Genomic DNA, 24,002 nt, shown 5'->3' on the forward strand with positions numbered 1-24,002 from the left:
CGGCATCCAAGCCGCCACACGGTCCCGCAATTGGTGAGGACACCGCACCAGGAAGTTGGTCAGTTGCTTTGCCGAAAACCATACGCACCGACCCTCTCGACTAGTCCTTGCCCGCCCATCGTCGCGGGACCTTGAGCGGCATGGATGCCGCGCCAGAGCCTACATGGATGTACTTGCGGCGTGTCCCGCGATGGTGGGCGGGCAAGGGCCCTGCAGCCAGGCAGCACATCAGCCGGCCTGCAATTGACTGGCGTCAAGTAGTTTTGTTAGCCGCTCTAGTTGATCAGATGAAATGACGCATCACGGAATCAACAACGGCCGCAACGCGGGCACGTGCTTTGCCAACTCGTCGGCAACAATCGCCGCGAACAGATCGGCGCCGTCCGCACCAAGATGGGTGTAGTCGAACGCGAGTTTGGCCTGGCCCATCGGCTCGGCGCTGGCATTGTCCTGCGCGGTGGCGGAGACGCTGCCCGATGTCGCGCCCCTTGATGACGACGACGGCGGCGCATGCAATGCCTGCACCGGCGTCTTGCCAATCGTGGTACCCGATTGCGCGGCAAGCACTTGCGCGGGGTCGGCAGGCCGCTGCGCCAGCCGCATCGCCAACACCGGGCCCATGCCCTGCACCAGCGCACGACTGCGCGCATGCAGATCGATCAACGGCACCTGCAATTCCTGCGCAACCTTGCGCGTGGCCTCCGCCCACGGGCCCAGGTCATCCACTAATTGGCCGCGCGCGAATTGCCGCCGCGTCAATGGCGTGACCAGCACCGGAATCGCACCGGCGGCGCGCGCCTCGGCCACATACCGGCGCAGGTTGGCGGGGAATTCGGTCGTCAGGTCGGTGGAACGCCCCGGTTTGCCGGGTTGGTCGTTGTGACCGAACTGGATCAGCACATAGACCTGTCGATAACCGCCGCTGCGCAGCTCGTGCAGCGCGATCTCCCACGACCCTTCGGCACGGTAATTGGAGGTGCTGCGGCCGCCGCGCGCCAGATTGAGGCAGCTCAGGAACGAGGTCACATGCTGCGCGCAGAAACTCGGCCCCCAGCCACCTTGCACGGCAGTGGTGGAATCGCCGACCAGCACGATCTTGCTGGCGGCAAGCTGCGTGCCGGTCGCGGGCACACCAGAAGCCGGCACGGGTGCAGGCGGCGCCTCAACGGCGTGTGCAGCAGGTGTAGCGGTTGCTGCCAGCAGAACCAGCGGTACGAGAGACGGGAAGCGCATGAGTCACCAGAGACGAAGAAGCGATCAAGGAACGGATGTCAGTCGGAAGACGAACGGAAGACGAAAGGCAGGCAGACGCCGAAATCGAGTTGGAAGACCAAAGGCAGTCAGAAAGCCCCAAGCACGATCACCGGGGCCACGCCTTGATCGGCGCCACCCTGTAGCGGCAAAACCCTGCCGCTGCAGACGGCCATCAGCCCGCGCGAGGTGGCGCTCCACCACGCAAGCGCTCAAAACGTGCCGCGTTGAATGAAAGGCGCCTGCTGGTACAGCTTGCGCTCGCCACCGCGCGGGTCGTGCTCCAGCCGGCTCGGTGTATCGAACAGCAGCGTCTCGCGGCGTTGCAGCGAATACGGCGTCCAATGCGGCAGGCTGCGATGATTCGGGTTGCCGCTGCGCGCGAACGCCAGCAGTGCCTGGCTCATCTGCGCGGCCATGCGCTGCGCATCGGCACCGTCGCCGGTGCGCGCGCCGGGCTGCGCAATGGTGTCGAAGACCAGCGGAATATCCAGCGTGTGGAAGGCGCCGAACTTGCCGCCATCCAGCGGCGAGCCCCAGTCCAGCTGATACACCCAGGTCGGTGCGCCCTGGCGCGCGCGCGCTTCGGCCTCTTCGACCGCGCCGCGCCACGAGCGGCCGGCGGTGGTCGCCGCAAAGAACACGTCCGAGGGCGAGTACTGCGGATACAGACGGCGATATTCGGCGATCACCACCTGCGGCAGCAGGTCGACGTATTGCTGGCTTTCCAGCCTGGCCGGCAGCTCGTCCCAGCTCAACGCGAAGTTCTTGGCGTCGTTGCCGAGAAACGCGCGCGTCTCGTCGCGGGTATTGCCGATCACCATGGGAATGCGGGCCGATTGCAGTGGCGCGGTCGGCCAGAACGGGTGCACCGGCACATTGCGCGCATCCAGCACCGGGCCGAAATACAACGCGCTGTTTTCCACCCGCGAGGGGTCGCGCAGCTGCGCGGCAGCCAGCAGCTGCGCCACCGGTAGCGTGCGGATCCGCGCAAGCTCGCCTGGCGCAAGTTTCAGCGCATCCAGCAGCAATTGCGCGCGCTGGGTGGCCGCGCGTGGCCCTGCCACGGTGACCTGTTGCCCGCTCATGGTCCAGGCGCGATGGAACAGGCCACGCGCGGCCGGCATCGCCATCAGCGTGGCGATCTTGGCGCCGCCACCGGACTGGCCGAACACGGTGACGTTGCCGGCATCGCCGCCGAATTCGCCCGCGTGCTGGCGCACCCACTGCAGTGCCTGGATCAGGTCCAGCTGACCGGCATTGCCGGAGTCGGCAAAGCCGGCATCGCCCAGCTGCGCCAGCGACAGATAGCCGAACAGGTTGAGCCGGTGATTGACGGTGACCACCACCACGTCGCCGCGCTTGCACAGGCGCACCCCGTCGTACAGCGGGTCGCTGCCGGAGCCGGTGGTGTAGCCGCCGCCGTGGATATAGAACAGGATCGGCCGCTTGCCGCCATCGCGCAGGCCGGGCGTCCATACATTGAGAAACAGGCAGTCCTCGCTGGTGGGTTCGCTGGCCTTGAGTTGCGGTGCGGCTGCACCGTAGGCGCTGGCATCGCGCACGTCCTGCCAAGGCGTTTCCAGCACAGGTGCCTGAAAGCGCCGCGCGGCGGTGTCGCCGCCGTACGGGATGCCCTTGAACACGCAGATGCCCTGGTCGCGATAGCCGCGCAGCGCGCCGCCACGCACGCGTGCCAGCGGCGCGCTGTCATCGCGTGGCGGCGGTGCGGCCGCGCCGGCGACGCCGGGCAGCGCTGCTGCGGCAGTGGCAAGCAGCCCGCCACGCAGCAGCGTGCGTCGGCGCGTGTCGGGCATGGACGGCGCTGTCATCGCGCCGCGTCCTGCGCAGGGATCACTGCCGGTGTCTGTGTCTGTGGAGATGCAGATGCAGATGCAGGCGTCTGCACCCTGGTGACATGCGCGATCCAGGCCTGCGCCAGCTGCGGCCATGCGGCCACGGTCAGGCCGGTGCCGCTGGCGGTGCCGAAGCCATGGCCGCCCTGCGGGAAGACATGCAGCTCGCTCGCCACGCCGGCGCGCAGCAGCGCCTCGTGCATCAGCAGGCTGTTGCGCACCGGCACCACGGTGTCGTCCTGCGCATGCAGCAGGAAACTGGGCGGCGTGCGGGCATCCACATGCAGTTGCGGCGAATACGCGCGCACCTGAGCGGCGTCTGGATTGCTGCCGAGCAGGCGCTCACGCGAGCCCGGGTGTGCGTTGGCGCTGTCCATGTCGATGACCGGGTAGATCAGCAGTTCAAAATCCGGCCGCGCGCTCAGCGCATCGGCCGCGTCCTGGGCCGGGTACACCTGCGCGGCGTAGCGCGTGCCCAGGCTGGCGGCGACATGGCCGCCGGCCGAAAAGCCCATCACCCCGACCCGTTGCGCATCGATGCCGTAGCGGGTGGCATTGGCGCGGATCAGCCGCAGCGCACGCTGTGCATCGGCCAGCGGCACGTCGGCGCCGTTCGGGTGGCCTTCGCCGGGCAGCCGGTAGCGCAGCACGAACAGGGTGATACCGGCCTGGTCGACGAAGCTCGGCACCAGCGCGCTGCCTTCGTTGTCGAGCACGATGCGCTGGTAGCCGCCGCCGGGGGTGACCAGCAGGGCGGTGCCGTTCGGCTGCCGGGGCCGGTAGACCACTAGATACGGCGTGCTGATCTGCTGGATATAGCGATCGGGCAGTGCAGGGTCGCTGCTGCGTTGGACGATGCGCTGCGGCTGCTGCAGCGCCTTGTCACCCGGTGCCAGCCGCTTGGGCCACAGCGGGATCCGGCTGGCCTGCTCGGCTGCGGTCTCGGCGCCAGGTGCCTCGGCGGCCAGCACCGGCCCTGCCAGCAGCAAACCCATCACCCCCACGGTCATGCACCGGCGCATGAGGCTCGAAAACGCGGCAAACACGCGCGTCTGGCTTGTCTGTTCCATCCACCCCTCCCAGGGTTGCTTCGTTCCTGCGGCCACTTTGCCGCACTGCACATTGCCAATGACACCGGTTTACCATATACAGCACACCGTGCCACTGTCGATTGGCAGTGCAACAAAAACACCTATCAGGGAGACACCCTTGAGCAACGACGCCGCCACCCCGCCATCGTCCACATCCTCGCTGTCGCAGATCGCGCAGCGCTTTGTGGAGGCACGCCGTGCAGGGGCATCGCTGCCCGACTTTCCCGGGCAAATCCCTGACGATCTGGTCACTGCCTACCAGGTGCAGGATATCGCCATCAGCCAGTGGGACGACCGGGTGGTCGGCTGGAAGGTGGGCTATATCGCTGCCGAGCGCCGCGACCATTCCGGCGACGAGCGCCTGCTCGGCCCGATCTTCTCGCACAAGCTCTGGAATGCTACCGGTGGAACAACCGAGTTCCCGATCTACGCGGGCGGCTTTGGCGCGGTCGAGGCCGAGTACGTGCTGCGCCTGGACGCGGACGCGCCGGCCGAGCAGACCCACTTCACCCCGGAGGAGGCGGCGCAGCTGCCGGCCACCTTGTTCATCGGCGTGGAGATCGCCAGCAGCCCGCTGGCCACCATCAACAAGCTGGGCCCGCGCGTGGTGATCTCCGACTTCGGCAACAACAACGGCCTGATCCTGGGCCCGGAAGTGACCGACTGGCTGGCGCGCGACGAATCTGCGCTGACCGCCGAAACCCTGATCGACGACCAGCTGGTCGGCACCGGCGGGGCCACCACGTTGCCGGGCGGGCTGCGCGCCGCCTACGCATTTGCGCTTGGCCGTTCGGCCCGGCGCGGGCGTCCGCTCAAGCGCGGTGATCTCATCGCCACGGGCAATGCCACCGGTATCCATGACATCGAAGTGGGACAGCATGCCCTGATTCGCTTCGCCGGCATCGGCGACATTTCCTGTACGGCTGTGTCCGCCAAGTAGCGCCGGACCCAGTGACCAGACGCTTGGGAGGGCGCCAATGATCACACGCAGACATTTCCTCGGTGCCGGGCTCGGCGCCGCCGCGGCCGGCCCTTGGCTGGGCGCCGGTGCCACCACGCCGATTCCCGGTGGGCAGCTGCTCACCGCCACCGACGTGCACGTCGGCGACTACCCCACGGTGGAAGCGGTGCGCTGGTTCGGCAAGCAGCTCGAAGAGCGTACCAATGGCCGGCTCAAGCTGCGCCAGTACCACTCCGGCCAGCTCGGGCGCGAGTCGGAGGCGATCGACATGGCGCGCTTTGGTGCCATCGACATCACCCGCGTGTATTCGGGTGCGTTGAACAACACCTTTCCGTTGACCCAGGCGCTGTGCCTGCCGTACGTGTTCGACTCGGTGCCGCATCTGCGCCGCGCCATCGACGGCCATGTCGGCGACAGCGTGCTGCGCAGCTTCGAGCAGCGCGATCTGGTGGGCCTGGCCATCTACGATTCGGGCGCGCGCTGCTTCTACAACACCAAGCATCCGCTGCACCGCCCGGAAGATCTCAAGGGCCTGAAACTGCGCGTGGCCTCGTCGGACATCTTCCTCAAGCTGATGCGCATGCTGGGCGCCAATCCCACGCCGATGTCGCTGGGCGAGACGTTCTCGGCGATGGAAACGCACATGATCGACGGTGCGGAAAACAACATGCGCAGCTTCCAGTCCAGCCGGCATTTCGAAGCCGCGCATTACTGGTCGCAGAGCGAGCATTCCTACGCGCCGGACATCCTGGTGATGTCGCGGCAGAGTTTCCAGTCGCTGCGCCCGGACGATCGTGCCCTGGTGGTGGAACTGGCACGCGCCTCGGTCCCGGTGATGCGCAATCTGTGGGATGCCTCCGAGACCATCGCGCGCAAGCAGGTGATCGACTACGGCGTGAAGCTCAACCAGGTCGACATGCCGGCGTTCCGCGCCGCCGCCGCGCCGCTGCTGGCCGAATACCGCAAGCAGCCCGAGATCGAAGCGCTGTACCGCCGCATCCGCGATTTTGCATAGAGGTGACCCGATGACCGAACCCGAGACCGTCGCCGTCCCGGTCGCGCCGTTGCAGCGCGCGCTGGACCGCGTTTCCGATACCGCCGTTGGCGTGGCCTCCATCGCGCTGCTGGGCCTGGTGGTCGTGCAGGGCTGGCAGGTGTTCACCCGCTACGTGCTCAACGACTCGCCCAGCTGGACCGAGCCGGTGACGTTGCTGTTGCTGAGCACTGCGCTGAGCCTGGGCGCGGCCGCCGGCGTGCATACCAACCGCCACTTCGGCTTCTATTTGCTGGGCGAACACGTGCCGCCGCTGGTGCGCCGCGTGTTCGACCTGATCCGCCCGCTGATGATCATCGCCATCGGCGCGGTGCTGGCGTGGTGGAGTGCGGCGCTGCTGCTCGATGGCCTGGACATCAAGATGGCCGGCGCGCAGATGCCGCAGAGCATCAACTACCTGCCGCTGTCGATCGGCGGTGCGCTGATGGTGATCTTTGCCTTGTACAAGCTGTGGCGTGTGCTGCGCCCGATCCAGGCCGGAGGAGTGCGCTGATGGGCATTGCGATGTTGTTGGGAACCTTCGTGGTGCTGCTGCTGATCGGCGTGCCGGTGGCGTATGCGCTGGGCGCGGCCGCACTGGCCACGCTGCTGTATCTGGACCTGCCCACGGTGGTGCTGGTGCAGCAGATTTCCGCCGGCAGCGGCTCGGCCTCGTTGATCGCCATCCCGTTGTTTATCTTCGCCGGCGAGCTGATGCTGCGCGGCGGTATCTCCGAACGCCTGATCGCGCTGGCCTCCTCGCTGGTGGGGCGCGTGCGTGGCGGCCTGGGCCAGGTCAGCGTGCTGTCGTCGCTGTTCTTCGGCGGCGTATCCGGTTCGGCGATCGCCGACGTCTCGGCGGTCGGCGGCACCATGATCCCGCAGATGATCAAGCGTGGTTACGACCGCGACTACGCGGTCAACGTGAGCATGACCGCTGCGCTGGTGGCGTTGCTGGTGCCGCCTTCGCACAACCTGATCCTGTTCTCGGCCGCGGCCGGTGGCGGGCTGTCGATCGCCGACCTGTTCGCGGCCGGTATCTTCCCGGCGCTGCTGATGACCGCGGCGATGATGGTCACCGGTTATGCGGTGGCCCGCCATCGCGGCTACGGCACCGAGCCGTTCCCCGGCTGGCGCGCAGTGGCGCTGCGCCTGATCGGCGCGTTGCCGGGCCTGGGGCTGGTGGCGTTGATCTTCATCGGTATCCGCGCCGGCATCTTCACCGCGGTGGAGAGCGCGGCGATCGCGGTGGTGTACGCCTTGATCGTCACCGCGCTGCTGTATCGGCAGCTGCGCTGGGCCGAGTTCTTCGCCGCGGTGACGCATGCGGCGCGCACCACCGGCGTGATCCTGTTCGTGATCGCCACTGCGGCGGTGTTCGGCTGGTTGCTGGCCTACCTGCAGGTGCCGGCGGCGGCGGTGAAGTTCCTGCAGGCCATCGCCGACAGCAAGAACACGGTGCTGCTGATGATCGTGGTGATGCTGTTGCTGCTGGGCATGTTCATGGACCTGGCGCCGAAGATCCTGATCTGCACGCCGATCTTCCTGCCGGTGGTCAAGGCCTACGGCATCGACCCGATCCACTTCGGTCTGGTGATGGTGCTGGCCGGCGGCATCGGCCTGATCACCCCGCCGATCGGCTCGGTGCTGTTCATCGGCACCTCGATCGGGCAGATCACCATCGCCCAGAGCATGCGCACCATCTGGCCGTTCTGGCTGGCGGCCCTGGGCGTGCTGCTGATCGTGGCGTTCTTCCCCGAACTGTCGCTGTGGCTGCCACGCGCGCTGCGCGCGTAAGTGCCCGCGATCCCGACTGCGTCCCTCAGGCGGGCGTCGTCGGTGCGTGGCAGCGGCCTGCACGGCGCGTGCAATGCGATGTCCGCACGCCGCGCCTCGCTCGACAAACGCCTGCCGACGTTAGCGGCGCGCTGCCCAGCGTGGCTGCTGGCAGGTAGTTCCGCCTTCATCCAGGCGGCCGACGCTCCAGGCGCTGGCCGCCGCATCGCCCCGCCGTGCGGGGACTAGGAGCAAGCATGCGTGTGCGTATCGCTTCAACCCGTTTGCGTTGGCTGCTGGCCGGTGGCCTGCTGCTGTGTGCCGGGCTCGCTACCGCGGCCGACTGGAAGCGCGGCCTCGAACACCAGCGCATCGCCGACCAGGGCGACGGCACCTTCCTCAACCCGGTACTGGCCGGCGATCACCCCGACCCGTCGGTGCTCAAGGACGGGCAGGACTACTACCTCACGCTGTCCTCGTTCGATGCCTACCCGGGCCTGCCGATCTGGCATTCGCGCGATCTGGTCAACTGGCAGCCGCTGGGCCACGCCATCACGCAGAACGTCGGCGCGATCTGGGCGCCGGACCTGATCAAGCACGGCAAGCGCTACTACATCTACTTCCCGGCGCGCCGCGGCGACCAGGGCGAGCGCAGCAACTTCGTGGTCTGGGCCGACAACATCAAGGGCCCGTGGAGCGCGCCGATCGACATCGGCCTGGGCAAGTACATCGACCCCGGCCACGCAGTGGGCGAGGACGGCAAGCGCTATCTGTTCCTGAGCGGCGGCGATTACGTGCAGCTCTCCGACGACGGCCTGAAAGTGGTCGGCACGCCAAAGCACGTCTACGACGGCTGGAAATACCCGGAAAGCTGGGACGTGGAAGGCTACGCGCAGGAAGGCCCCAAGATCACCCGCCACAACGGCTGGTACTACATGACCACCGCCGTCGGCGGCACCGCCGGCCCGCCGACCGGGCACATGGTGATCACCGCGCGTTCGCGCTCGATCCACGGCCCCTGGCAGAACGCGCCCAACAACCCGATCACCCGCACCAGGAGCGCCGACGAGCCGTGGTGGTCGCGCGGCCACGCCACCCTGGTGGAAGGCACCGACCAGCGCTGGTGGATGCTCTATCACGGCTACGAACACGGCTACTGGACGCTGGGCCGGCAGGCCTTGCTGGACCCGATCGAGTGGACCCCGGACGGCTGGTTCGTCGCCAAGGGTGGCGACCTGGGCACGCCGCTGAAAAAGCCCAGCGGGCAGGCCTTGCCGCATGGGCTGGCGCTGTCGGACGACTTCCGCGCCAGCACGCTGGGCCCGCAGTGGGCGTTCTTCAACCCGGCCGCCGACGAGGCCAAGCGGCTGCAGGTCGGCGATGGCGTGTTGCGCCTGCAGGGCAAGGGCAGCGCCCCGCGCAACGCCTCGCCGCTGACGGTGATCGCCACCGACCAGGCCTACCAGTTCGAGGTGCAGATGACCGTGGCGCCGGGCGGGCAGGGCGGGGCGCTGCTGTTCTACAGCGACAAGCTCTATGCCGGCGTGGGCAGCAATGGCGAGAACTTCGTCATGCACCGCTACGGCGAGGAACGCCCCGGCACGCTGGCCCCGAGCGCGACCGGTGGCACCCTGTGGCTGCGGGTCACCAACAACCGCCACATCGTCACCATCCACAGCAGCACCGACGGCACCACCTGGACCAAGTACCCGGTGCAGATGGAAGTGTCCGGCTACCACCACAACGTGGCCGGCAAGTTCCTGGCACTGAAACCGGCGCTGTATGCCGCCGGGCAGGGCCAGGTGGAGTTCCGCAACTTCCGCTACCGCGCCCTGGACTGACCGTTCTGCATCGCCGGGCATGCCGCCGCGCTGCCGGCTGCGGCGTGTCCTGCACGGCGGGTTCGGGGTGGCGGCAGGCTTCGCTCAGGTCTGCCGGCCGTCTGGCCGGTAGAATCCAATCAACTTCACTGGTTGACCGCTATGCCCGCCCGCAAGATGCCTGAAGAGGGAATGCCCGGCCTGCCGAAGGGCAAGGTAGCCACGATCAACGACATCGCGCGGATGTCGGGCGTGTCCAAGAAGACCGTGTCGCGGATCATCAACAACTCGCCGCTGGTGCGGCAGGACACCCGCGAAAAGGTCGAGGCGCTGATGCGCGAGGTCGGTTACGCGCCCGACCCGCTCGCGCGCGGGCTGGCGTTCCGGCGCTCGTTCCTGATCGGCATGGTCTACGACAACCCCACCGCGCAGTACATCGTGGACATGCAGTACGGCGCGCTGGACGCGCTGCGCGGCTCCAGCTTCGAGCTGGTAGTGCACCCCTGCGACAGCCGCAGCCCCGGCTACATCGAAGGCGTGCGCCGCTTCGCCCAGGCGCAGAAGCTGCACGGCGTGATCCTGGTGCCGCGCGCCTCCGAGGACCAGGCGCTGGCCGACATGCTGGCCGAGATCGGCTGCCGCTACACCCGCATCGCTTCGGTCGCGCTGGACACCACCTCGCAGACGGTGATCACCCACGACCGCGACGGCGCCGCCGAGGCCGCCGATTACCTGCTCTCGCTCGGCCACCGCGACATCGCCCTGGTCACCGGCCCCAGCGCCTACCGTTCCTCGATCGAGCGCACCTCCGGCTTTGCCGACGCGCTGACCCGGCGCGGCATCGAACTGCCGCCCGAACGCATCGTCGAAGCCGGCTACACCTTCGAATCGGGCGTGGCCGCGGCCGAAAAGCTGCTGCTGGGCAAGAAGCGCCCCACCGCCATCTTCACCGGTAACGACGAAATGGCCGCCGGCATCTACAAGGTCGCGCTGCGCGCCGGCATCAGCATCCCGCGCCAGCTGTCGGTGATCGGCTACGACGACAGCTCGCTGGCCTCGCGCCTGTGGCCGCCGCTGACCTCGGTGCGCCGCCACACCCGCGACACCGGCCGCACCGCCGCGGCGATGCTGATTCAGCCCGACAACGCCCCGCAACTGCCCACCGCCAGCGTGCGCCCGCACCTGATCGTGCGCGACTCCTGCCAACCGCCGGAAGATTGAGCGCGTCAAGCCCCTCCCACTAAGGAGCGCGCGCAGCCTCGTACCCCCATCCGGCGCTACGCGCCCCTTCTCCCGACGGGAGAAGGGGCGAGGCCGGCGCACCGCCATGCGGCTATCGTGCACTGCGCAATGACACCGGTTAACCAGAGTCGGTAGAATGGCCTGGTGCAAGCCAATCCCCCCGCGCTTGGCACCGGAGATCGCGCATGTCCCTGTACTGCAAGACCCACTACGCCACCCATCCCGACGCCATCAAGGGCGCCAGCAACGACGACCTGCGCGAGCTCTATCTGCTCGATGGCCTGTTCGTCGACGATGCGGTCACGCTCAAATACACCCACTACGAGCGCTTCGTGCTCGGTGGCGCAGCACCGCTCGGCACCACGCTGGAACTGCCCAGGCAGACCGAACCGGCGTCTGCCGCCGGCCATCCGTTCCTGGAGCGCCGCGAGCTGGGCATCCTCAATGTCGGCGCCGGCACCGGCAGCGTGACCGTGGACGGCACCGTCTACACGCTCGGGCCGAAGGACGGCCTGTACGTGGCGATGGGCAGCACCGATGTCAGCTTCGCTTCTGACGATGCCGCCAACCCGGCCAGGTTCTATCTGGCCTCGACACCGGCGCATGCGCGTTTCGAGACCAAGCAACTGTCGATCAAGGATGCCGTGGCGCTGGAGCGCGGCGCGCTGGAAACCAGCAACGAGCGCACCATCTACCAGTACATCGTGCCGAGCACCTGCCAGTCCTCGCAGCTGTTGCTGGGCCTGACCGTGCTCAAGCCGGGCAGCGTCTGGAACACCATGCCGCCGCATCTGCACGACCGCCGCAGCGAGGTATATTTCTACTTCGATCTCGGCGCCAACGACCGCGTCTATCACTTCATGGGCGAGCCGGACGCGCAGCGCCACATCGTGATCCAGAACAACGAAGCGGTGGTGTCGCCGCCGTGGTCCATCCACATGGGCGCCGGTACCAGCAATTACGCCTTCATCTGGGCGATGGGCGGCGAAAACCTGGATTACACCGACATGCACGTGCTGGACATCTGCCAGCTCAAGTAAGGCCATGCGTGCCGGCCAGCACCGCACTCACCGCGTCGATGCGCTCGCGCCATCGACGCGCCAGTTCCACCCCATGCCAGCGGCCGCGCATCGCGCGGACGCACGCACTCATCCAACGTGGCACACCCAGCAGGAGCGATAAGGTAATGAGCAATCCGTTCAGTCTCGAAGGCAAGGTCGCACTGGTCACCGGTGCCAACACGGGCTTGGGCCAGGGCATCGCGCTGGCACTGGCACAGGCTGGCGCCGACATCGCCGCCGCCGGCATCCAGGCGCCGACCGAGACCGAAGCACTGGTCAAGGGCCTGGGCCGCCGCTTCATCGCCATCCAGGCCAACCTGATCAGCGTCGAGCCGGTCGAGCGCATCCTCAAGGAGACGCTGGACGGCCTGGGTCGCCTGGACATCCTGGTCAACAACGCCGGCCTGATCCGCCGCACCGACGCGGTGGATTTCAGCGAGCAGGATTGGGACGACGTGATGAACGTCAACCTCAAGTCGGCCTTCTTCATGGCGCAGGCCGCCGGCCGCCATTTCATCGCCCAGGGCAGCGGCAAGATCATCAACATCGCCTCGATGCTGTCGTTCCAGGGCGGCATCCGCGTGCCGTCCTACACCGCCAGCAAGTCCGGTATCGCCGGCATCACCCGCCTGCTGGCCAACGAATGGGCCAGCAAGGGCGTGACCACCAATGCCATCGCGCCCGGCTACATGGCCACCGACAACACCGCCCAGCTGCGTGCCGACCAGGACCGCAACAAGGCCATCCTGGACCGTATCCCGGCCGCGCGCTGGGGCGTGCCGGCCGACCTCGGCGGCACCGCGGTGTTCCTGGCCAGCAGCGCCTCGGACTACGTCAACGGCGCCATCATCCCGGTCGACGGCGGCTGGCTGGCACGCTGAGGAAAATGCGCTTTCCTTCAGGCATTGCGTCATTCCTTCTCCCTCCGGGAGAAGGTGCCCGCAGGGCGGATGAGGGTCGGCAGGCACGTACATCGAGCAAACGCGCGCTGCAGGCCCTGCAACGTTTCGTCCGTTGTCGATCAGCGTCTTGATCCTTCCCGGACAAGGCACCGGAAAAAAGCGGATCAAGACAGCACCCAAGCGCACACACCAGCCACATTCCACATCCACATTCGAAACAACGTCCCCAAACCCAATCGGAGCATTCCCATGAAAATCGCACTCATGAACGAGTTCAGTCAGGCCGGCAAGAACCCGGTGATCCTGCAGCAGCTCAACGAGGTCGCCGGCGAGCAGGGCCACACCGTCTTCAACGTCGGCATGGACGGCGACAACGACCATCGCCTGACCTACATCCACCTGGGCATCGTCGCCAGCCTGCTGCTGAACTCAAAGGCCGTGGACTTCGTCGTCGCCGGCTGCGGTACCGGCCAGGGCGCGATGATGTCGCTCAATGCGCATCCGGGCGTGTTCTGCGGCTACTGCATCGAGCCGACCGACGCCTACCTGTTCGCCCAGGTCAACAACGGCAACGCGTTGTCGCTGGCATTCGCCAAGGGCTATGGCTGGGGCGCGGAAATCAACGTGCGCTACATCTTCGAAAAGGCCTTTAGCGGCGAGCGTGGCCTGGGCTACCCGGCCGAGCGTCGCGAATCGCAGGCCGCCAATGCCGGCATCCTGACCCAGGTCAAGCAGGCCACCGCCAAGTCCTACCTGGACGGCCTGCGCGCCATCGACCCGGAGCTGATCAAGCAGGCCGTGGGCGGCGAGCGTTTCCAGCAGTGCTTCTTCGACAATGCGCAGGACGCCGAGATCCGCGCCTTCGTCGCCGGCGTGCTGGGCAAGCCCGAAGCCGCCGCTGCTGCAGCGTAATTAGCACAGGTAACGCCAAGGCCCCTCTCCCGTTGGGAGAGAGGCTGGGGCGGGACTACGAGGCAAAACGGTCGATGCGTCACTTCTGAAGGCGCGTGGCGACGCGTTTGTTATGGCAGGCGCTCGCAGATCTCTGAGGCGCACCCTCATCCGCCCTTCGGGCACCTTCTCCCGATGGGAGAAGGAACAGCGTCGCGTACTTAGCATTGTTCCCGGAGCCCACCATGCGTCTGCTGCTGTTCGCATTGCTGCTGTTCTGCGCAGACATCGCACGCGCCGATCCGCATCGCATCTTCATCGCCGGCGATTCCACCGCTGCCGAATACGGTGCCGAGCGTGCGCCGCAGGCCGGCTGGGGCCAGATGCTGCAGGAGTGGTTCGACCCGGCGCAATGGCAGGTGCGCAACCATGCCAAGGGTGGCCGCAGCACCCGCAGTTTCATCGCCGAAGGGCGCCTGGATGCCATCGCCAAGGACCTCCGTGCCGGCGACGTGCTGTTGATCCAGTTCGGCCACAACGATGCCAAACTCGAAGATCCAACCCGCTACACCGACCCGCAGGGCGACTATCAGCAGTTCCTGCGCCGCTATATCGCCACCGCGCGCGACAGGGGCGCCACGCCGATCCTGATCACGCCCGCCGCCCGTCTGCTCTACGATTTCGGCGCGCTGCTCGACACCCACGGCCGCTACACCCTGGCCATGCAGCAACTCGCTGCGCAGGAACACGTGGGCCTGATCGATCTCAACGCCAGTTCCAGCGACTGGATCCGCGCCCTCGGCGAACAGGCGGCCAGGCCGTACTTCCTGTTCGTTCCCGAACAAGGCAAAGCCGACGGCACCCACTTCAGCCGCGCCGGCGCCACCGCCGTGGCGTGCCTGGTCGTACATGGCTGGGTGCAGCTGCAACCCGCTCTCACGCCACAGCTGCGACGTGATGCCGATTGCGGCGCCGCTCCCGACACCGCCGCCCAACGCGCGGCGCAGGCGCATCCCTCGCTGGTGGTGCACGAACGCGATCTCGCCCGCGCGCAACCCGGCCCGCATGGCGGCGCCGGGCCGACCACGGCGTATCCGTTCTTCGCCGACGCACCGCAGTTGCCGTTCGTGCTGCGCAAGCGCGTGCTGCACAAGGGCGCCGGCATCGGCCTGCATCTGCACGACAAGGACGAGATCTATTACATCGTCAGCGGGCGCGGGCTGTACGCGCTGGATGGCAAGCAGTACCAGGTCACTGCCGGCGATGCGTTGTTGACGCGCCCGGGCAGCACCCACGCCTTGCAGCAGACCGGCGAGGAACCACTGGTGCTGCTATTGGCCTATCTCGCCAAGCCGGCAGGCTGAGACAGGCCCGGTGCATCGGGAGCGCGTTGCGGGTATGGACGATGCGCAACGCCGGCTGTGAGCCATGCGCGTCATTGCACGCGCGCTTACGCCTTGTCGACCCCGTAGTGGCTCAGGCCCAGCCGGGCCAGTTCGCCGGAGCGGCGGTAGTAGACCTCTTCCCAGCCATCCACGCGCTGGCGATCGGTCTCGCTCATCGCGTCGAGAATGTCTTCGATGCTGAGCAGGTTGGGGTCTTCTTCCAGGCGTTCGAATACCGTGCCCAGGCCTTCGATCGCCTGGCGCGCCTGCACCGCGCCCATCGCGCCCAGCCCCTGCAATGCGTCACGCCGGGTAGCGGCGTCCCAGCGGTCGAAGTAGCGTGCATAGCCGCTCTCGCTCATGTCCGCATCCAGCCGCGCCAAGGCCACCAGCTCGCGCTCGCCCGGCGACAAGGCATCCATGCGTCCGCGCAGCGCGGTCAGTTTGGTTTGCGCGCGTGCGCTGCGGCGCCGCCACAGCAACTCGGGCATGTTGAGCAGCCCCTCATCCGTGGGCGGCGCCACCGCCGGCCAGTTCACCCCGAAGCCGTCGTCGGTGAGCTGCCACTGCGCACGCTGCGGCGGCGCTGCCTTGAACAACAACCGATGCGCCTGGATCGGCTCGTCGATGCGGATGCCGTTGGCCAGGGTGAACAGCAGGCGGGTGTCGTCCAGCTCCAAACGCCGGATGCGAAGCTGCGTCAGGTCCATTGAACGAGGGCGGTGTGGGAAGGGTCGACCATAGTCCGGCTCGGCGGTGGTGTCGAGTCGGTGCAGCCTCAGACGTCGCCGTCTGTGCTCCAGCCGTCGCCGCTGCCGCGCTGCAGGACCCGATCGGTGTCCAGCACCGCGCCGGCCGGCACCTGCGCCTGCTGCGCGAGATCGGCATAGATCGGGGTGAAGTCCGGTGCGGTGGCGTCCATCAACTGCGCAAAGCTGTCGATGACGAAGTAGGTCTTCTGAAAGCTGTCGATGCGGTAGCGCGTGCGCATGATCCGTTGCAGGTCGAAGCCGATCCGGTTGGGCGCCGGCGATTCCAGCGAATGCAGCGATTCGCCCTTGGACGACACGATGCCGGCACCAAAGATGCGCAGCCCCTGCGGCGTGGCGATCAGGCCGAATTCCACCGTATACCAATACAGGCGGGTGAGGTTCTGCAGTGCGTCCGCACCGATGCCGTGTGCCTTGACCCCGCCACGGCCATAGGCCTGCATGAAGTCGGCAAACAGCGGATTCATCAGCAGCGGCACGTGCCCGAACAGGTCATGGAACAGGTCCGGTTCGGCGATGTAGTCGATCTGCTCGGGGCGGCGGATCCACCAGGTCACCGGGAAGCGCCGGTTGGCCAGATGCTCGAAGAAATCCAGCTCCGGCAGCAGGCCTTGCACGCCGACCAGGGTCCAGCCGGTGGCCGCCTGCAGCACCGCATTGAGCGCATCGAAACGCGGAATGTGGGTCTCGCCCATGCCCATTGCATCCTGCGCCTGCAGGAATTCGTCGCAGGCGCGGTCCACCAGCAACGCGCGCTGGCGACGGTACAGGGTGCCCCAGGTGGCATGGTCGTCGGCGCTGTAGCCCTCCCATGGCTGCTCGATCACGGCGGTGGTGTAGACCGGCACATAGCCCTTGTCGGTGAGCTGGTTTTCGATGCGTTGCGGTGCGGTGTTCATGCGGCGGCGGTTCCCGATGATCAGCGCTCACCTTAGCCCGACGGCCACGCAACGGGATTGCGAATCTTGCGTGCCTAAGTCTTTCAGGCGCAAGATTCGTGCGTTATCCACTGCTGCTGCGCAACATATGGACCAGCCAATCGCCCTGGACCGCACCGATCTGCGGCTGCTCGCGCTGCTGCAGTCGCAGGGCCGCAGCAGCAACGCGGAGCTGGCGGTGCAGGTCAATCTGTCGGCCTCGGCCTGCCTGCGCCGCACCCAGCGGCTGGAGGCGGCCGGCATCATCGCCGGCTATGGCGCGCGCCTGGATGCCAAGGCACTGGGGCTGGGGCTGCAGGCCTTCGTGCGGGTACAGCTGGAGCAGCACGGCCAGGCCGATATCGAACACTTCGCCGCGGGCGTGCGCGGCTGGGACGAGGTGGTGGCCTGCTGGGCACTCACCGGCGACATGGATTACCTGCTGCAGATCCAGGTGCGCGACCTGGAGCATTTCTCGCGCTTCCTGCTCGACCACCTGCTCAATGCGACCGGCGTGTCCGACGTCAATTCCAGCTTCGTGCTGCGCACGGTGAAAGCGCCGGAAGGCTTGCCGCTCTCGCATCTGGGATGATCCGGCCGGTTGCAGGACAGTCACGCGCGCACTGTGACTTGCCTCTCAAACGCAAACGATTTACATTTACGTAACATCCGGCGGCGTCCGGCATGTCTTCTCGTCGATCCGCCAGCCCGGCAGGGCCAGCCAGCTCGTCGCCCGAGTGGGACGCGCCGCGCATGCCTGCGCTTTCCTGCCCCGTGACGCCACGCGTCCCGCACCGATCGATGAGAAACCTTCCAATGCCCGCGATTTTCCCCCCTTTGGCCACGTTGTCCGCTGCCTTGCTGTGCGCGTTGGCGCTGACGCCCTGTGCTGCGCGTGCCGCCGATGCCGCCGATGCAAGCAACGCCAAGACGCTGGACCAGGTCAACGTCAACGGCGCGGTGAGCCGCGCACAGCCGGCCACCACCACGCGCCTGCCGCTGACCCTGCAGGAAACCCCGCAATCGGTGAGCGTGATCGGGCTGCAGCGGCTGGAAGAGCAATCGCTGTTCAGTATCGACGATGTGATGCGCAACGTCACCGGCGTCAACGTGTCGTTCTACGACACCCAGCGCCCGCTGTATTACGCACGCGGCTTCCAGATCACCGACTTCCAGGTCGATGGCCTGCCCACCTACAGCGGCGCGACCAACCAGGAATACGACACGGTCTTCTATGACCGCATCGAGGTGATCCGCGGCGCCAATGGCCTGCTCACCGGCGCCGGCATTCCCTCGGCCACGGTCAACCTGCTGCGCAAGCGCCCGGGCAAGGACTTCGATGCCTCCTTCGCGGTGAGCGCGGGCACCTGGGATTTCCGCCGCATGCAGGCCGATGTCAATGCGCCGCTGACCGACGACGGACGCTGGCGCAGCCGCGTGGTGGCGGCCTGGCAGGACCGCGACTATTACTACGACCGTTACCACGACAACAAGATGTCGGGCATGGCGGTGCTGGAAGGCGACCTGACCGACAGCACCACGCTCACCGTCGGCTATCAGCGCCAGGACAACACCCCCGTCGGCTCGACCTGGGGCACGGTGCCGTTCTTCGCTGCCGATGGGTCGCCGGCCAACCTGCCGCGTTCGACCAACATGGCGCCCACGTGGAGCCGCTGGCAGCGCGAAACCAGCACCGCCTTCGCCAACCTCGAGCAGCGCTTCGGCGAGAACTGGTTGCTGCGCGTCAACTACGCGCACACCAAGGGCGATGTGCAGAGCCTGCGCGCCTATGGCACCGGCTATCCGGCCGCCGATGGCAGCGGCATCTTCCTGCGCACTGCCGCCGGCGAAACCAGCGATGCGCGCGACGGCGTGGACGTGTACCTGTCCGGCGGTTTCTCGTTGTTCGGCCGCCAGCACGATGTGGTGGTCGGCGGCAGCTGGCAGGATCTGCAGTCGACCTCCTACGGCGTCGCGCAGACCTATCCCGATGACTGGGCCACCTGCGATGGCGAACGTTGCTATTTCATCCCCAACATCCGCAACTGGGATGGCGATATCTCCGAGGTGACCTATGCGCGCAACGGCCGCCGCAGCGAAGCACGTACCACCCAGCGCGGCGTGTATGCCTCCACACGCTTCCGCCTGGCCGACCCGCTGTCGCTGATCGCCGGCGCCCGCCTGAGCTCCTGGGAAACCCGCACCCAGGCCTTCAGCACCAGCGGCGCTTATACCGGCACCAGCGGCCGCTACGAGGTGAGCGACGAAGTCACCCCGTACGTGGGGCTGGTCTATGACATCGTGCCGGACGTGTCGCTCTACGCCAGCTATACCGAAATCTTCAATCCGCAGAACTTCCGCGACAAGGACAACAACCTGCTCGCCCCGGTGGAAGGCTCCAACCTGGAGGCCGGCATCAAGGCGCAGGTGTTCGACGGCCATGCGATGGCCACCGCCGCCGTGTTCGAGGCCAAGCAGGACAACTTCGCCGTGCGCGACATGACCCAGCCGGAATCCTCGCTGCCGGACGGCAATTCAGCCTACATCGGCATCAACGGCACCAAGAGCCGTGGCTGGGAAATGGATGTCAACGGCGAGATCCTGCCCGGCTGGACCGTCAATGCCGGCTTTACCCACGTCAAGGTGACGCGCCCGCCCACCGATGCGATCTACGCCAACCTGCCAGAGGATTATCTGCAGCTGTCTACGCAGCTGCGCCTGCCCGGTGCCTGGGAGCGCCTGAGCATCGGCGGCGGCGTCAGCTGGCAGAGCGCGGTACGCGGCTTCAACATCGCGCGTCCCACCGGCGACGGCACCGGCGCCACCACGCCGGTGACGGTGGTGCAGAACGCGTATGCACTGGTGCACTTCAATGCCAACTACCGCATCAGCGATCAATGGACCGCCACGTTGGCGGTACGCAATGCCTTCGACAAGCGCTACTGGGCCAACCTGGATTACCAGAACTACGGCGAGCCGCGCTTTGTCAGCGTGTCGTTGCGTTGGCGCTATTGAGCCGTTGCCGTTGCCGTTGCCGTTGCCGTTGCCGATGCCGATGCCGATGCCGATGCCGATGCCGATGATGCGGATGCGTTACCGGTAAGGCATCGCGGCCAGGGCCGCTCCTACAGAAGCGGTGCTGGCCGCGCCGTTGACCACTGCACCCGACCTCACCGTAGGAGCGGCCCCGGCCGCGACCCACCGGCACGCCGTCAGTCCCCCAAAACGCCGCACCTTCGTAGGAGCGGCCCCGGCCGCGACCCCGCCCGGCACATCGACACAGCAGCAATACCGCAGTCGCCCCACGCATCGGCGTTAAAAGCGCGCATCGCAAAACAGGCACGCCACACCCGCGTCGCTCCGCATGGCCGCGCGCGGTACCCGCATCACCTCCGCATTTCCTCGCACTGCATCGGCCTCACGGCGCGACGCAGGCCTCGTCCTTGCCGCGCAGTTTCTGCCAGCGCGAGCGCTGTTCCAGACAGCGCCGATATGCGTCCGCCTTGGCGGCGGCTGCCTGCTCGGCGGCAGTACGCGTGGCGCTGCTGCGCTGCGCCTGCAACTGCGCGATCCTGGCGCGGATCTGCGGCATTGCCGCCATCGCGGCCCGTTCGCCTTCCAGGATGGCCGCACCACGCTGGTTGAAGTCGGCCGAGCCGATGTCGCTGACCTTGGGACGGATCACCACGTCGGCACGCTTGAGTTCGGCCTCGCCCAGGCGCTGGCCCATGATCGAGATCGACTGGTTGACGGTGCCGAGCAGGTCGCCGGGATTCTTGCCGCTGGCCTTGCTGGAGATGTCCACCGCCACCACGAATTCGGCGCCGAGCTGGCGCGCGGCATCCACCGGTACCGGGCTGACCACGCCGCCGTCCACATAGTGGTATTGGCCGATGGTCACCGGCTCGAACACGCCGGGAATGCTGCTGGACGCGCGCACCGCCTGGCCGGCATTGCCGCGCACGAACACGGTGCGTTCGCCGTCTTCCAGCCGCGTGGCGACCGCCGCGAATGGCTTGCGCAACTTGTCGATCGGCTTGCCGCCCAGTTGCGCATTGACGTAGTCCTGCAGCTTCTGGCCCTGCACCAGGCCGCCGGAGAAGATCCGCACGTCGCGGATGCTGGTCTGGTCGAGCGCGACGGCTTTTTCCTGCATCTGGAACGCATCCATGCCGCTGGCATACAGCGCCCCGACCACGCTGCCGGCGCTGGTGCCCGACACCACCACCGGCGCAAAGCCGTTGGCTTCGAGCATCTTGATCACGCCGATATGCGCAAAGCCCTTGGCCGCGCCACCACCGAGCGCAATGCCGATCTTCACCGGCTTGGGCGCGCCGGCAGACGGCGTTTGCACGAGCGGCGCCGGTGCCGCCGGACGTGGCTCGCCGCCGCAGGCGCAAAGCAGGCCGAGCAAGGACATCAGGGCGAGAAGGCGGGGGCGGCGGAGCGCGGTCATGGCGGAAACGTCGATGGGAAAGGCGAGGGAGAATACACGCGTGCCATCACTGTGGCGCTGATGGTCGGCGTGCGTGGAGATTACTCAGAACGGCATCGTTTGCAGGCGTTGCACTCCTGGTCCCGGCAAGAAGGGCGAGCCGGTTCATTCGTGCGATGACCGCAGCCACCTGCACGCAGCACGGAACCAGAGCCCTCTCCCCGCGGGGCAAGAAGGCACTGCTTGCGCGCCATGGCGCACGTGCCTTGGAGCGCCCGCGCCGCAAGCGCGGGCCGGGGCGCGGAGCGAGGGTTGGGGTGAGGGTAAGGAACGAGGCCACATGAGAATGCGACCGCAGCAGGCTTCGTCCGTTCCCTCATTCGGCGCTACGCGCCACCCTTCTCCCGGCAGGAGAAGGGTGGCAGCGCACCCGCCTGCCGCTTCACCCCATCAGAACCGGTTGTCCCCATCCAGCAACCGGCCCAGTCCGCCCAGCACCGAGCCTTCGCCGCGTTGCTGGCCGCCGGCCTGCGGGGCGGCCTGCAGCATGCGCCCGGCCATGCGCGAGAACGGCAGCGATTGCAGCCAGACCTTGCCGGGGCCGGTGAGGGTGGCCAGGAACACGCCTTCGCCGCCGAAGAACATGCTCTTCAGGCCGGCGACGCGGCGCACGTCCATGTCCACGCCGGCGTGATAGGCGACCACGCAGCCGGTATCCACATCGATGCGTTCGCCCGGGCCGAGCTCGCGTTCGACCACGGTGCCGCCGGCATGCACGAAGACCCAGCCATCGCCTTCGAGCTTCTGCATGATGAAGCCCTCGCCGCCGAACAGGCCGGTGAGGATCTTGCGTTGAAACGCGATGCCCAGCGACACCCCGCGCGCACCGGCCAGGAAGCTGTCCTTCTGGCAGATCAGTTGCCCGCCATGCTCGGACAGGCGCAGCGCCAGCACCGTGCCCGGATAGGGCGCGGCGAATGCGACCCTGGCCTTGCCGCTGCCGGCATGGGTGAACACCGTGGTGAACATGCTCTCGCCGGTGACCACGCGCTTGCCCGCCGACAGCAGCTTGCCCATCAGCCCGCCGCCGCCGCTCTGGCCGGCATGCGAGCCGTCGCCGAACACGGTGTCCATCTGCACTGCGGCGTCCTTGTACATCAGCGCGCCGGCCTCGGCGATGGCGCTTTCACCCGGGTCCAGCTCGACCTCGACGAACTGCATGTCGTTGCCGACGATGCGGTAGTCGATCTCGTCGGCACGCCCGGTCGCGCCGGTCAGCGGGGGCGGCAGGCTGCCGCTACCCTGCAGCTCGGCCAGCTGGCGGGCCGGCGTCCAGCCATCGAGTCCGTCGCGCCAGGCCAGCGCGTCGGGCTGGCGCTGGGCATACGCGCGGGCGCTGGCGTCGTCGAGTGGGCCGATGCGATCGGCCTGTCCGGGAACATGGAAATACCACTGGGCCATCGGGACGACTCCTGATCTGTGCGTCCGCCGAGTCTAAGCGCAGCCGCCGCGGCCGCGTCCCGTGTCCAAGGTCATGCCGGGAGGGCGGTCAGGTGTGGTTGCCACCGGGCAGATATCCCACACGTGCCGCTCAGGCCTGCATGCCGCTAGGGCGGTCGCGAGCAGGCAATCGCGTTGACGTGGGCCGGAGCGTGGCTGGCGCCTGCCTCCGACAACGCCGTCACGCTGACCGCCGCATTGGCCTCGCGCTTATTCCCCCACCCTCGCCCAGTAGCGCTCGCCGTCGCGCTGCACCCGCACCGGGCCGGCGAACACATCCGACAGGCTGGCATCGGTGAGCAGCGCATCGCGCGGACCGTCGGCCACCACGGTGCCGGCCCGCAACAGGATCACCCGCGCGATCTCCGGCACGATCTCCTCGATGTGATGGGTCACCAGGATCAGCGTGATGCCTTGCCGGGCCAGGTGGCGCATGGTGTCGAGCAGGTGCTGGCGCGCCACCAGGTCCAGGCCGGTGGACGGCTCGTCCAGCAGCAGCGCCTGCGGGCGGTTGACCAATGCGCGCGCGATCAGCACGCGGCGGGTTTCGCCGGCTGACAGTTCGGCAAACTGCCGGTCCAGCAACGGCAGGGCGCGCGCCAGGGCCAATGCCTCGCGTGCCCGCGCGCGCATGGCGTCGCTGATCTCGCGATGCGGCGGCACCAGATAGCTGGCGAAGAAACCGGACAGCACCGCGCTTTCCACGTCCAGCCCCGGCATGTCGGCCAGGTTGACGCTGAGATCGCCGGTGACGATGCCCAGCTGCGAGCGCAGGCGATCCACCTGCCAACGCGTCTGCCCAAGCACCTTCACCGCCGCCTGGCCATCGGCGCGCACCAGCGGATACAGCTCGCGGGTGATCAGCTTGATGAAGGAGGATTTGCCGCAGCCATTGGGGCCGAGGATGGCGGTGTGCTGCCCCAGCGCGATGCGCAGACTGAGCGCATGCAGCACACGCACCTGGCCGCGCATCACGCTGGCCTGGTCGAGCTCGATCAACGGGGTGGCGTTCGCAACAGCAGCAGGATCGGTGGACATCTGGGCAGTAACCGTCATACGGGTGACATCAGGCGCAGTGGGGAAAGGAGGCGTGTGAACCGCTTTAGGAATG

General features: G+C 67.4%; 20 protein-coding genes. 12 read left to right on the forward strand and 8 right to left on the reverse strand.

The features are described 5' to 3' along the window. Nucleotides 1–300: 300 nt before the first annotated feature. From CPBF1521_RS00795 to CPBF1521_RS00805, 3 genes are all read right to left on the reverse strand, one after another. A complete protein-coding gene (locus CPBF1521_RS00795; RefSeq protein WP_115675597.1) occupies nt 301–1,233 on the reverse strand; it encodes a rhamnogalacturonan acetylesterase in 933 nt (310 codons plus the stop codon). A 230-nt stretch (nt 1,234–1,463) separates the two neighbouring features. Then, nucleotides 1,464–3,083 (reverse strand): carboxylesterase/lipase family protein, encoded by a 1,620-nt coding sequence (locus CPBF1521_RS00800; RefSeq protein WP_181901054.1) that lies wholly within the window; start codon nt 3,081–3,083, stop codon nt 1,464–1,466. Continuing rightward, complete coding sequence (locus tag CPBF1521_RS00805; RefSeq protein ID WP_181901055.1) at nt 3,080–4,177, reverse strand: alpha/beta hydrolase; 1,098 nt, start codon at nt 4,175–4,177, stop codon at nt 3,080–3,082. Before CPBF1521_RS00805 ends, CPBF1521_RS00800 begins: the two co-directional genes overlap by 4 nt. A gap of 139 nt (nt 4,178–4,316) precedes the next feature. Here CPBF1521_RS00805 and CPBF1521_RS00810 point away from each other — a divergent pair, with 139 nt between their 5' ends. The 10 genes from CPBF1521_RS00810 (at nt 4,317) to CPBF1521_RS00855 (ending at nt 15,248) form a co-directional block, all read left to right on the forward strand. Further along, nucleotides 4,317–5,138: a 2-keto-4-pentenoate hydratase gene (locus CPBF1521_RS00810; RefSeq protein ID WP_115675598.1), complete on the forward strand. Its 822-nt coding sequence runs from the start codon at nt 4,317–4,319 to the stop codon at nt 5,136–5,138. Nucleotides 5,139–5,175: 37 nt separating this feature from the next. After that, nucleotides 5,176–6,174 (forward strand): TRAP transporter substrate-binding protein, encoded by a 999-nt coding sequence (locus CPBF1521_RS00815; protein ID WP_115675599.1) that lies wholly within the window; start codon nt 5,176–5,178, stop codon nt 6,172–6,174. A gap of 10 nt (nt 6,175–6,184) precedes the next feature. Beyond that, on the forward strand, nt 6,185–6,706 hold the full coding sequence (locus CPBF1521_RS00820) for a TRAP transporter small permease (protein WP_181901056.1): 522 nt from the start codon (nt 6,185–6,187) through the stop codon (nt 6,704–6,706). Beyond that, complete coding sequence (locus CPBF1521_RS00825; protein ID WP_016901232.1) at nt 6,706–7,989, forward strand: TRAP transporter large permease; 1,284 nt, start codon at nt 6,706–6,708, stop codon at nt 7,987–7,989. Before CPBF1521_RS00820 ends, CPBF1521_RS00825 begins: the two co-directional genes overlap by 1 nt. Before the next feature lie 236 nt (nt 7,990–8,225). Then, on the forward strand, nt 8,226–9,809 hold the full coding sequence (locus CPBF1521_RS00830; RefSeq protein ID WP_115675600.1) for a family 43 glycosylhydrolase: 1,584 nt from the start codon (nt 8,226–8,228) through the stop codon (nt 9,807–9,809). Nucleotides 9,810–9,950: 141 nt separating this feature from the next. Next, the gene (locus tag CPBF1521_RS00835; RefSeq protein WP_024939515.1) at nt 9,951–11,009 is read left to right on the forward strand and encodes a LacI family DNA-binding transcriptional regulator; all 1,059 of its coding nucleotides are present in this window, start codon (nt 9,951–9,953) and stop codon (nt 11,007–11,009) included. A 206-nt stretch (nt 11,010–11,215) separates the two neighbouring features. Continuing rightward, nucleotides 11,216–12,070 (forward strand): 5-dehydro-4-deoxy-D-glucuronate isomerase, encoded by an 855-nt coding sequence (gene kduI / locus CPBF1521_RS00840; protein WP_102255330.1) that lies wholly within the window; start codon nt 11,216–11,218, stop codon nt 12,068–12,070. 146 nt (nt 12,071–12,216) lie between these two features. After that, nucleotides 12,217–12,972 (forward strand): 2-dehydro-3-deoxy-D-gluconate 5-dehydrogenase KduD, encoded by a 756-nt coding sequence (gene kduD / locus CPBF1521_RS00845; protein ID WP_115675601.1) that lies wholly within the window; start codon nt 12,217–12,219, stop codon nt 12,970–12,972. A 270-nt stretch (nt 12,973–13,242) separates the two neighbouring features. Next, entirely contained in the window at nt 13,243–13,905 is a 663-nt protein-coding gene (locus CPBF1521_RS00850; protein WP_115675602.1) for an RpiB/LacA/LacB family sugar-phosphate isomerase, read from the forward strand. Nucleotides 13,906–14,129: 224 nt separating this feature from the next. Next, nucleotides 14,130–15,248, forward strand: coding sequence for a GDSL-type esterase/lipase family protein (locus CPBF1521_RS00855; protein WP_181901057.1), 1,119 nt, complete (start codon nt 14,130–14,132; stop codon nt 15,246–15,248). A gap of 86 nt (nt 15,249–15,334) precedes the next feature. Here the strand turns inward: CPBF1521_RS00855 and CPBF1521_RS00860 are convergent, their stop codons facing one another. After that, entirely contained in the window at nt 15,335–15,979 is a 645-nt protein-coding gene (locus CPBF1521_RS00860; protein ID WP_115675603.1) for a DMP19 family protein, read from the reverse strand. A gap of 68 nt (nt 15,980–16,047) precedes the next feature. After that, nucleotides 16,048–16,938: a phenylalanine 4-monooxygenase gene (gene phhA, locus CPBF1521_RS00865; protein WP_115675604.1), complete on the reverse strand. Its 891-nt coding sequence runs from the start codon at nt 16,936–16,938 to the stop codon at nt 16,048–16,050. A 127-nt stretch (nt 16,939–17,065) separates the two neighbouring features. On the opposite strand from phhA, the gene CPBF1521_RS00870 reads away from it, so the two are divergent. Together CPBF1521_RS00870 and CPBF1521_RS00875 are read left to right on the forward strand one after the other, a co-directional pair. After that, nucleotides 17,066–17,548, forward strand: a complete 483-nt coding sequence (locus CPBF1521_RS00870; protein WP_115675605.1) for an Lrp/AsnC family transcriptional regulator — start codon at nt 17,066–17,068, stop codon at nt 17,546–17,548. Between the two features lie 224 nt (nt 17,549–17,772). After that, nucleotides 17,773–19,971, forward strand: coding sequence for a TonB-dependent siderophore receptor (locus CPBF1521_RS00875; protein WP_115675606.1), 2,199 nt, complete (start codon nt 17,773–17,775; stop codon nt 19,969–19,971). A 403-nt stretch (nt 19,972–20,374) separates the two neighbouring features. On the opposite strand, the gene CPBF1521_RS00885 is transcribed toward CPBF1521_RS00875, so the two are convergent. The 3 genes from CPBF1521_RS00885 to CPBF1521_RS00895 form a co-directional block, all read right to left on the reverse strand. Continuing rightward, a complete protein-coding gene (locus CPBF1521_RS00885) occupies nt 20,375–21,412 on the reverse strand; it encodes a patatin-like phospholipase family protein (RefSeq protein WP_115675607.1) in 1,038 nt (345 codons plus the stop codon). Nucleotides 21,413–21,841: 429 nt separating this feature from the next. Beyond that, nucleotides 21,842–22,852: a TIGR00266 family protein gene (locus tag CPBF1521_RS00890; RefSeq protein ID WP_115675608.1), complete on the reverse strand. Its 1,011-nt coding sequence runs from the start codon at nt 22,850–22,852 to the stop codon at nt 21,842–21,844. Between the two features lie 249 nt (nt 22,853–23,101). Next, entirely contained in the window at nt 23,102–23,947 is an 846-nt protein-coding gene (locus CPBF1521_RS00895; RefSeq protein ID WP_115675609.1) for an ABC transporter ATP-binding protein, read from the reverse strand. Between the last annotated feature and the right edge of the window lie 55 nt (nt 23,948–24,002).

The organism is Xanthomonas euroxanthea (assembly GCF_900476395.1).
Lineage (GTDB): Bacteria > Pseudomonadota > Gammaproteobacteria > Xanthomonadales > Xanthomonadaceae > Xanthomonas > Xanthomonas euroxanthea.

Excerpts from the sequence above, each read along its gene's own strand:
- CPBF1521_RS00795 (WP_115675597.1), bottom strand. The coding sequence starts at position 1,233 with ATGCGCTTCCCGTCTCTCGTACCGCTGGTTCTGCTGGCAGCAACCGCT.
- CPBF1521_RS00800 (WP_181901054.1), bottom strand. The coding sequence starts at position 3,083 with ATGACAGCGCCGTCCATGCCCGACACGCGCCGACGCACGCTGCTGCGT.
- CPBF1521_RS00805 (WP_181901055.1), bottom strand. The coding sequence starts at position 4,177 with ATGGAACAGACAAGCCAGACGCGCGTGTTTGCCGCGTTTTCGAGCCTC.
- CPBF1521_RS00815 (WP_115675599.1), top strand. The coding sequence starts at position 5,176 with ATGATCACACGCAGACATTTCCTCGGTGCCGGGCTCGGCGCCGCCGCG.
- CPBF1521_RS00820 (WP_181901056.1), top strand. The coding sequence starts at position 6,185 with ATGACCGAACCCGAGACCGTCGCCGTCCCGGTCGCGCCGTTGCAGCGC.
- CPBF1521_RS00825 (WP_016901232.1), top strand. The coding sequence starts at position 6,706 with ATGGGCATTGCGATGTTGTTGGGAACCTTCGTGGTGCTGCTGCTGATC.
- CPBF1521_RS00830 (WP_115675600.1), top strand. The coding sequence starts at position 8,226 with ATGCGTGTGCGTATCGCTTCAACCCGTTTGCGTTGGCTGCTGGCCGGT.
- CPBF1521_RS00835 (WP_024939515.1), top strand. The coding sequence starts at position 9,951 with ATGCCCGCCCGCAAGATGCCTGAAGAGGGAATGCCCGGCCTGCCGAAG.
- kduI (WP_102255330.1), top strand. The coding sequence starts at position 11,216 with ATGTCCCTGTACTGCAAGACCCACTACGCCACCCATCCCGACGCCATC.
- kduD (WP_115675601.1), top strand. The coding sequence starts at position 12,217 with ATGAGCAATCCGTTCAGTCTCGAAGGCAAGGTCGCACTGGTCACCGGT.
- CPBF1521_RS00850 (WP_115675602.1), top strand. The coding sequence starts at position 13,243 with ATGAAAATCGCACTCATGAACGAGTTCAGTCAGGCCGGCAAGAACCCG.
- CPBF1521_RS00855 (WP_181901057.1), top strand. The coding sequence starts at position 14,130 with ATGCGTCTGCTGCTGTTCGCATTGCTGCTGTTCTGCGCAGACATCGCA.
- CPBF1521_RS00860 (WP_115675603.1), bottom strand. The coding sequence starts at position 15,979 with ATGGACCTGACGCAGCTTCGCATCCGGCGTTTGGAGCTGGACGACACC.
- phhA (WP_115675604.1), bottom strand. The coding sequence starts at position 16,938 with ATGAACACCGCACCGCAACGCATCGAAAACCAGCTCACCGACAAGGGC.
- CPBF1521_RS00870 (WP_115675605.1), top strand. The coding sequence starts at position 17,066 with ATGGACCAGCCAATCGCCCTGGACCGCACCGATCTGCGGCTGCTCGCG.
- CPBF1521_RS00875 (WP_115675606.1), top strand. The coding sequence starts at position 17,773 with ATGCCCGCGATTTTCCCCCCTTTGGCCACGTTGTCCGCTGCCTTGCTG.
- CPBF1521_RS00885 (WP_115675607.1), bottom strand. The coding sequence starts at position 21,412 with ATGACCGCGCTCCGCCGCCCCCGCCTTCTCGCCCTGATGTCCTTGCTC.
- CPBF1521_RS00890 (WP_115675608.1), bottom strand. The coding sequence starts at position 22,852 with ATGGCCCAGTGGTATTTCCATGTTCCCGGACAGGCCGATCGCATCGGC.
- CPBF1521_RS00895 (WP_115675609.1), bottom strand. The coding sequence starts at position 23,947 with ATGACGGTTACTGCCCAGATGTCCACCGATCCTGCTGCTGTTGCGAAC.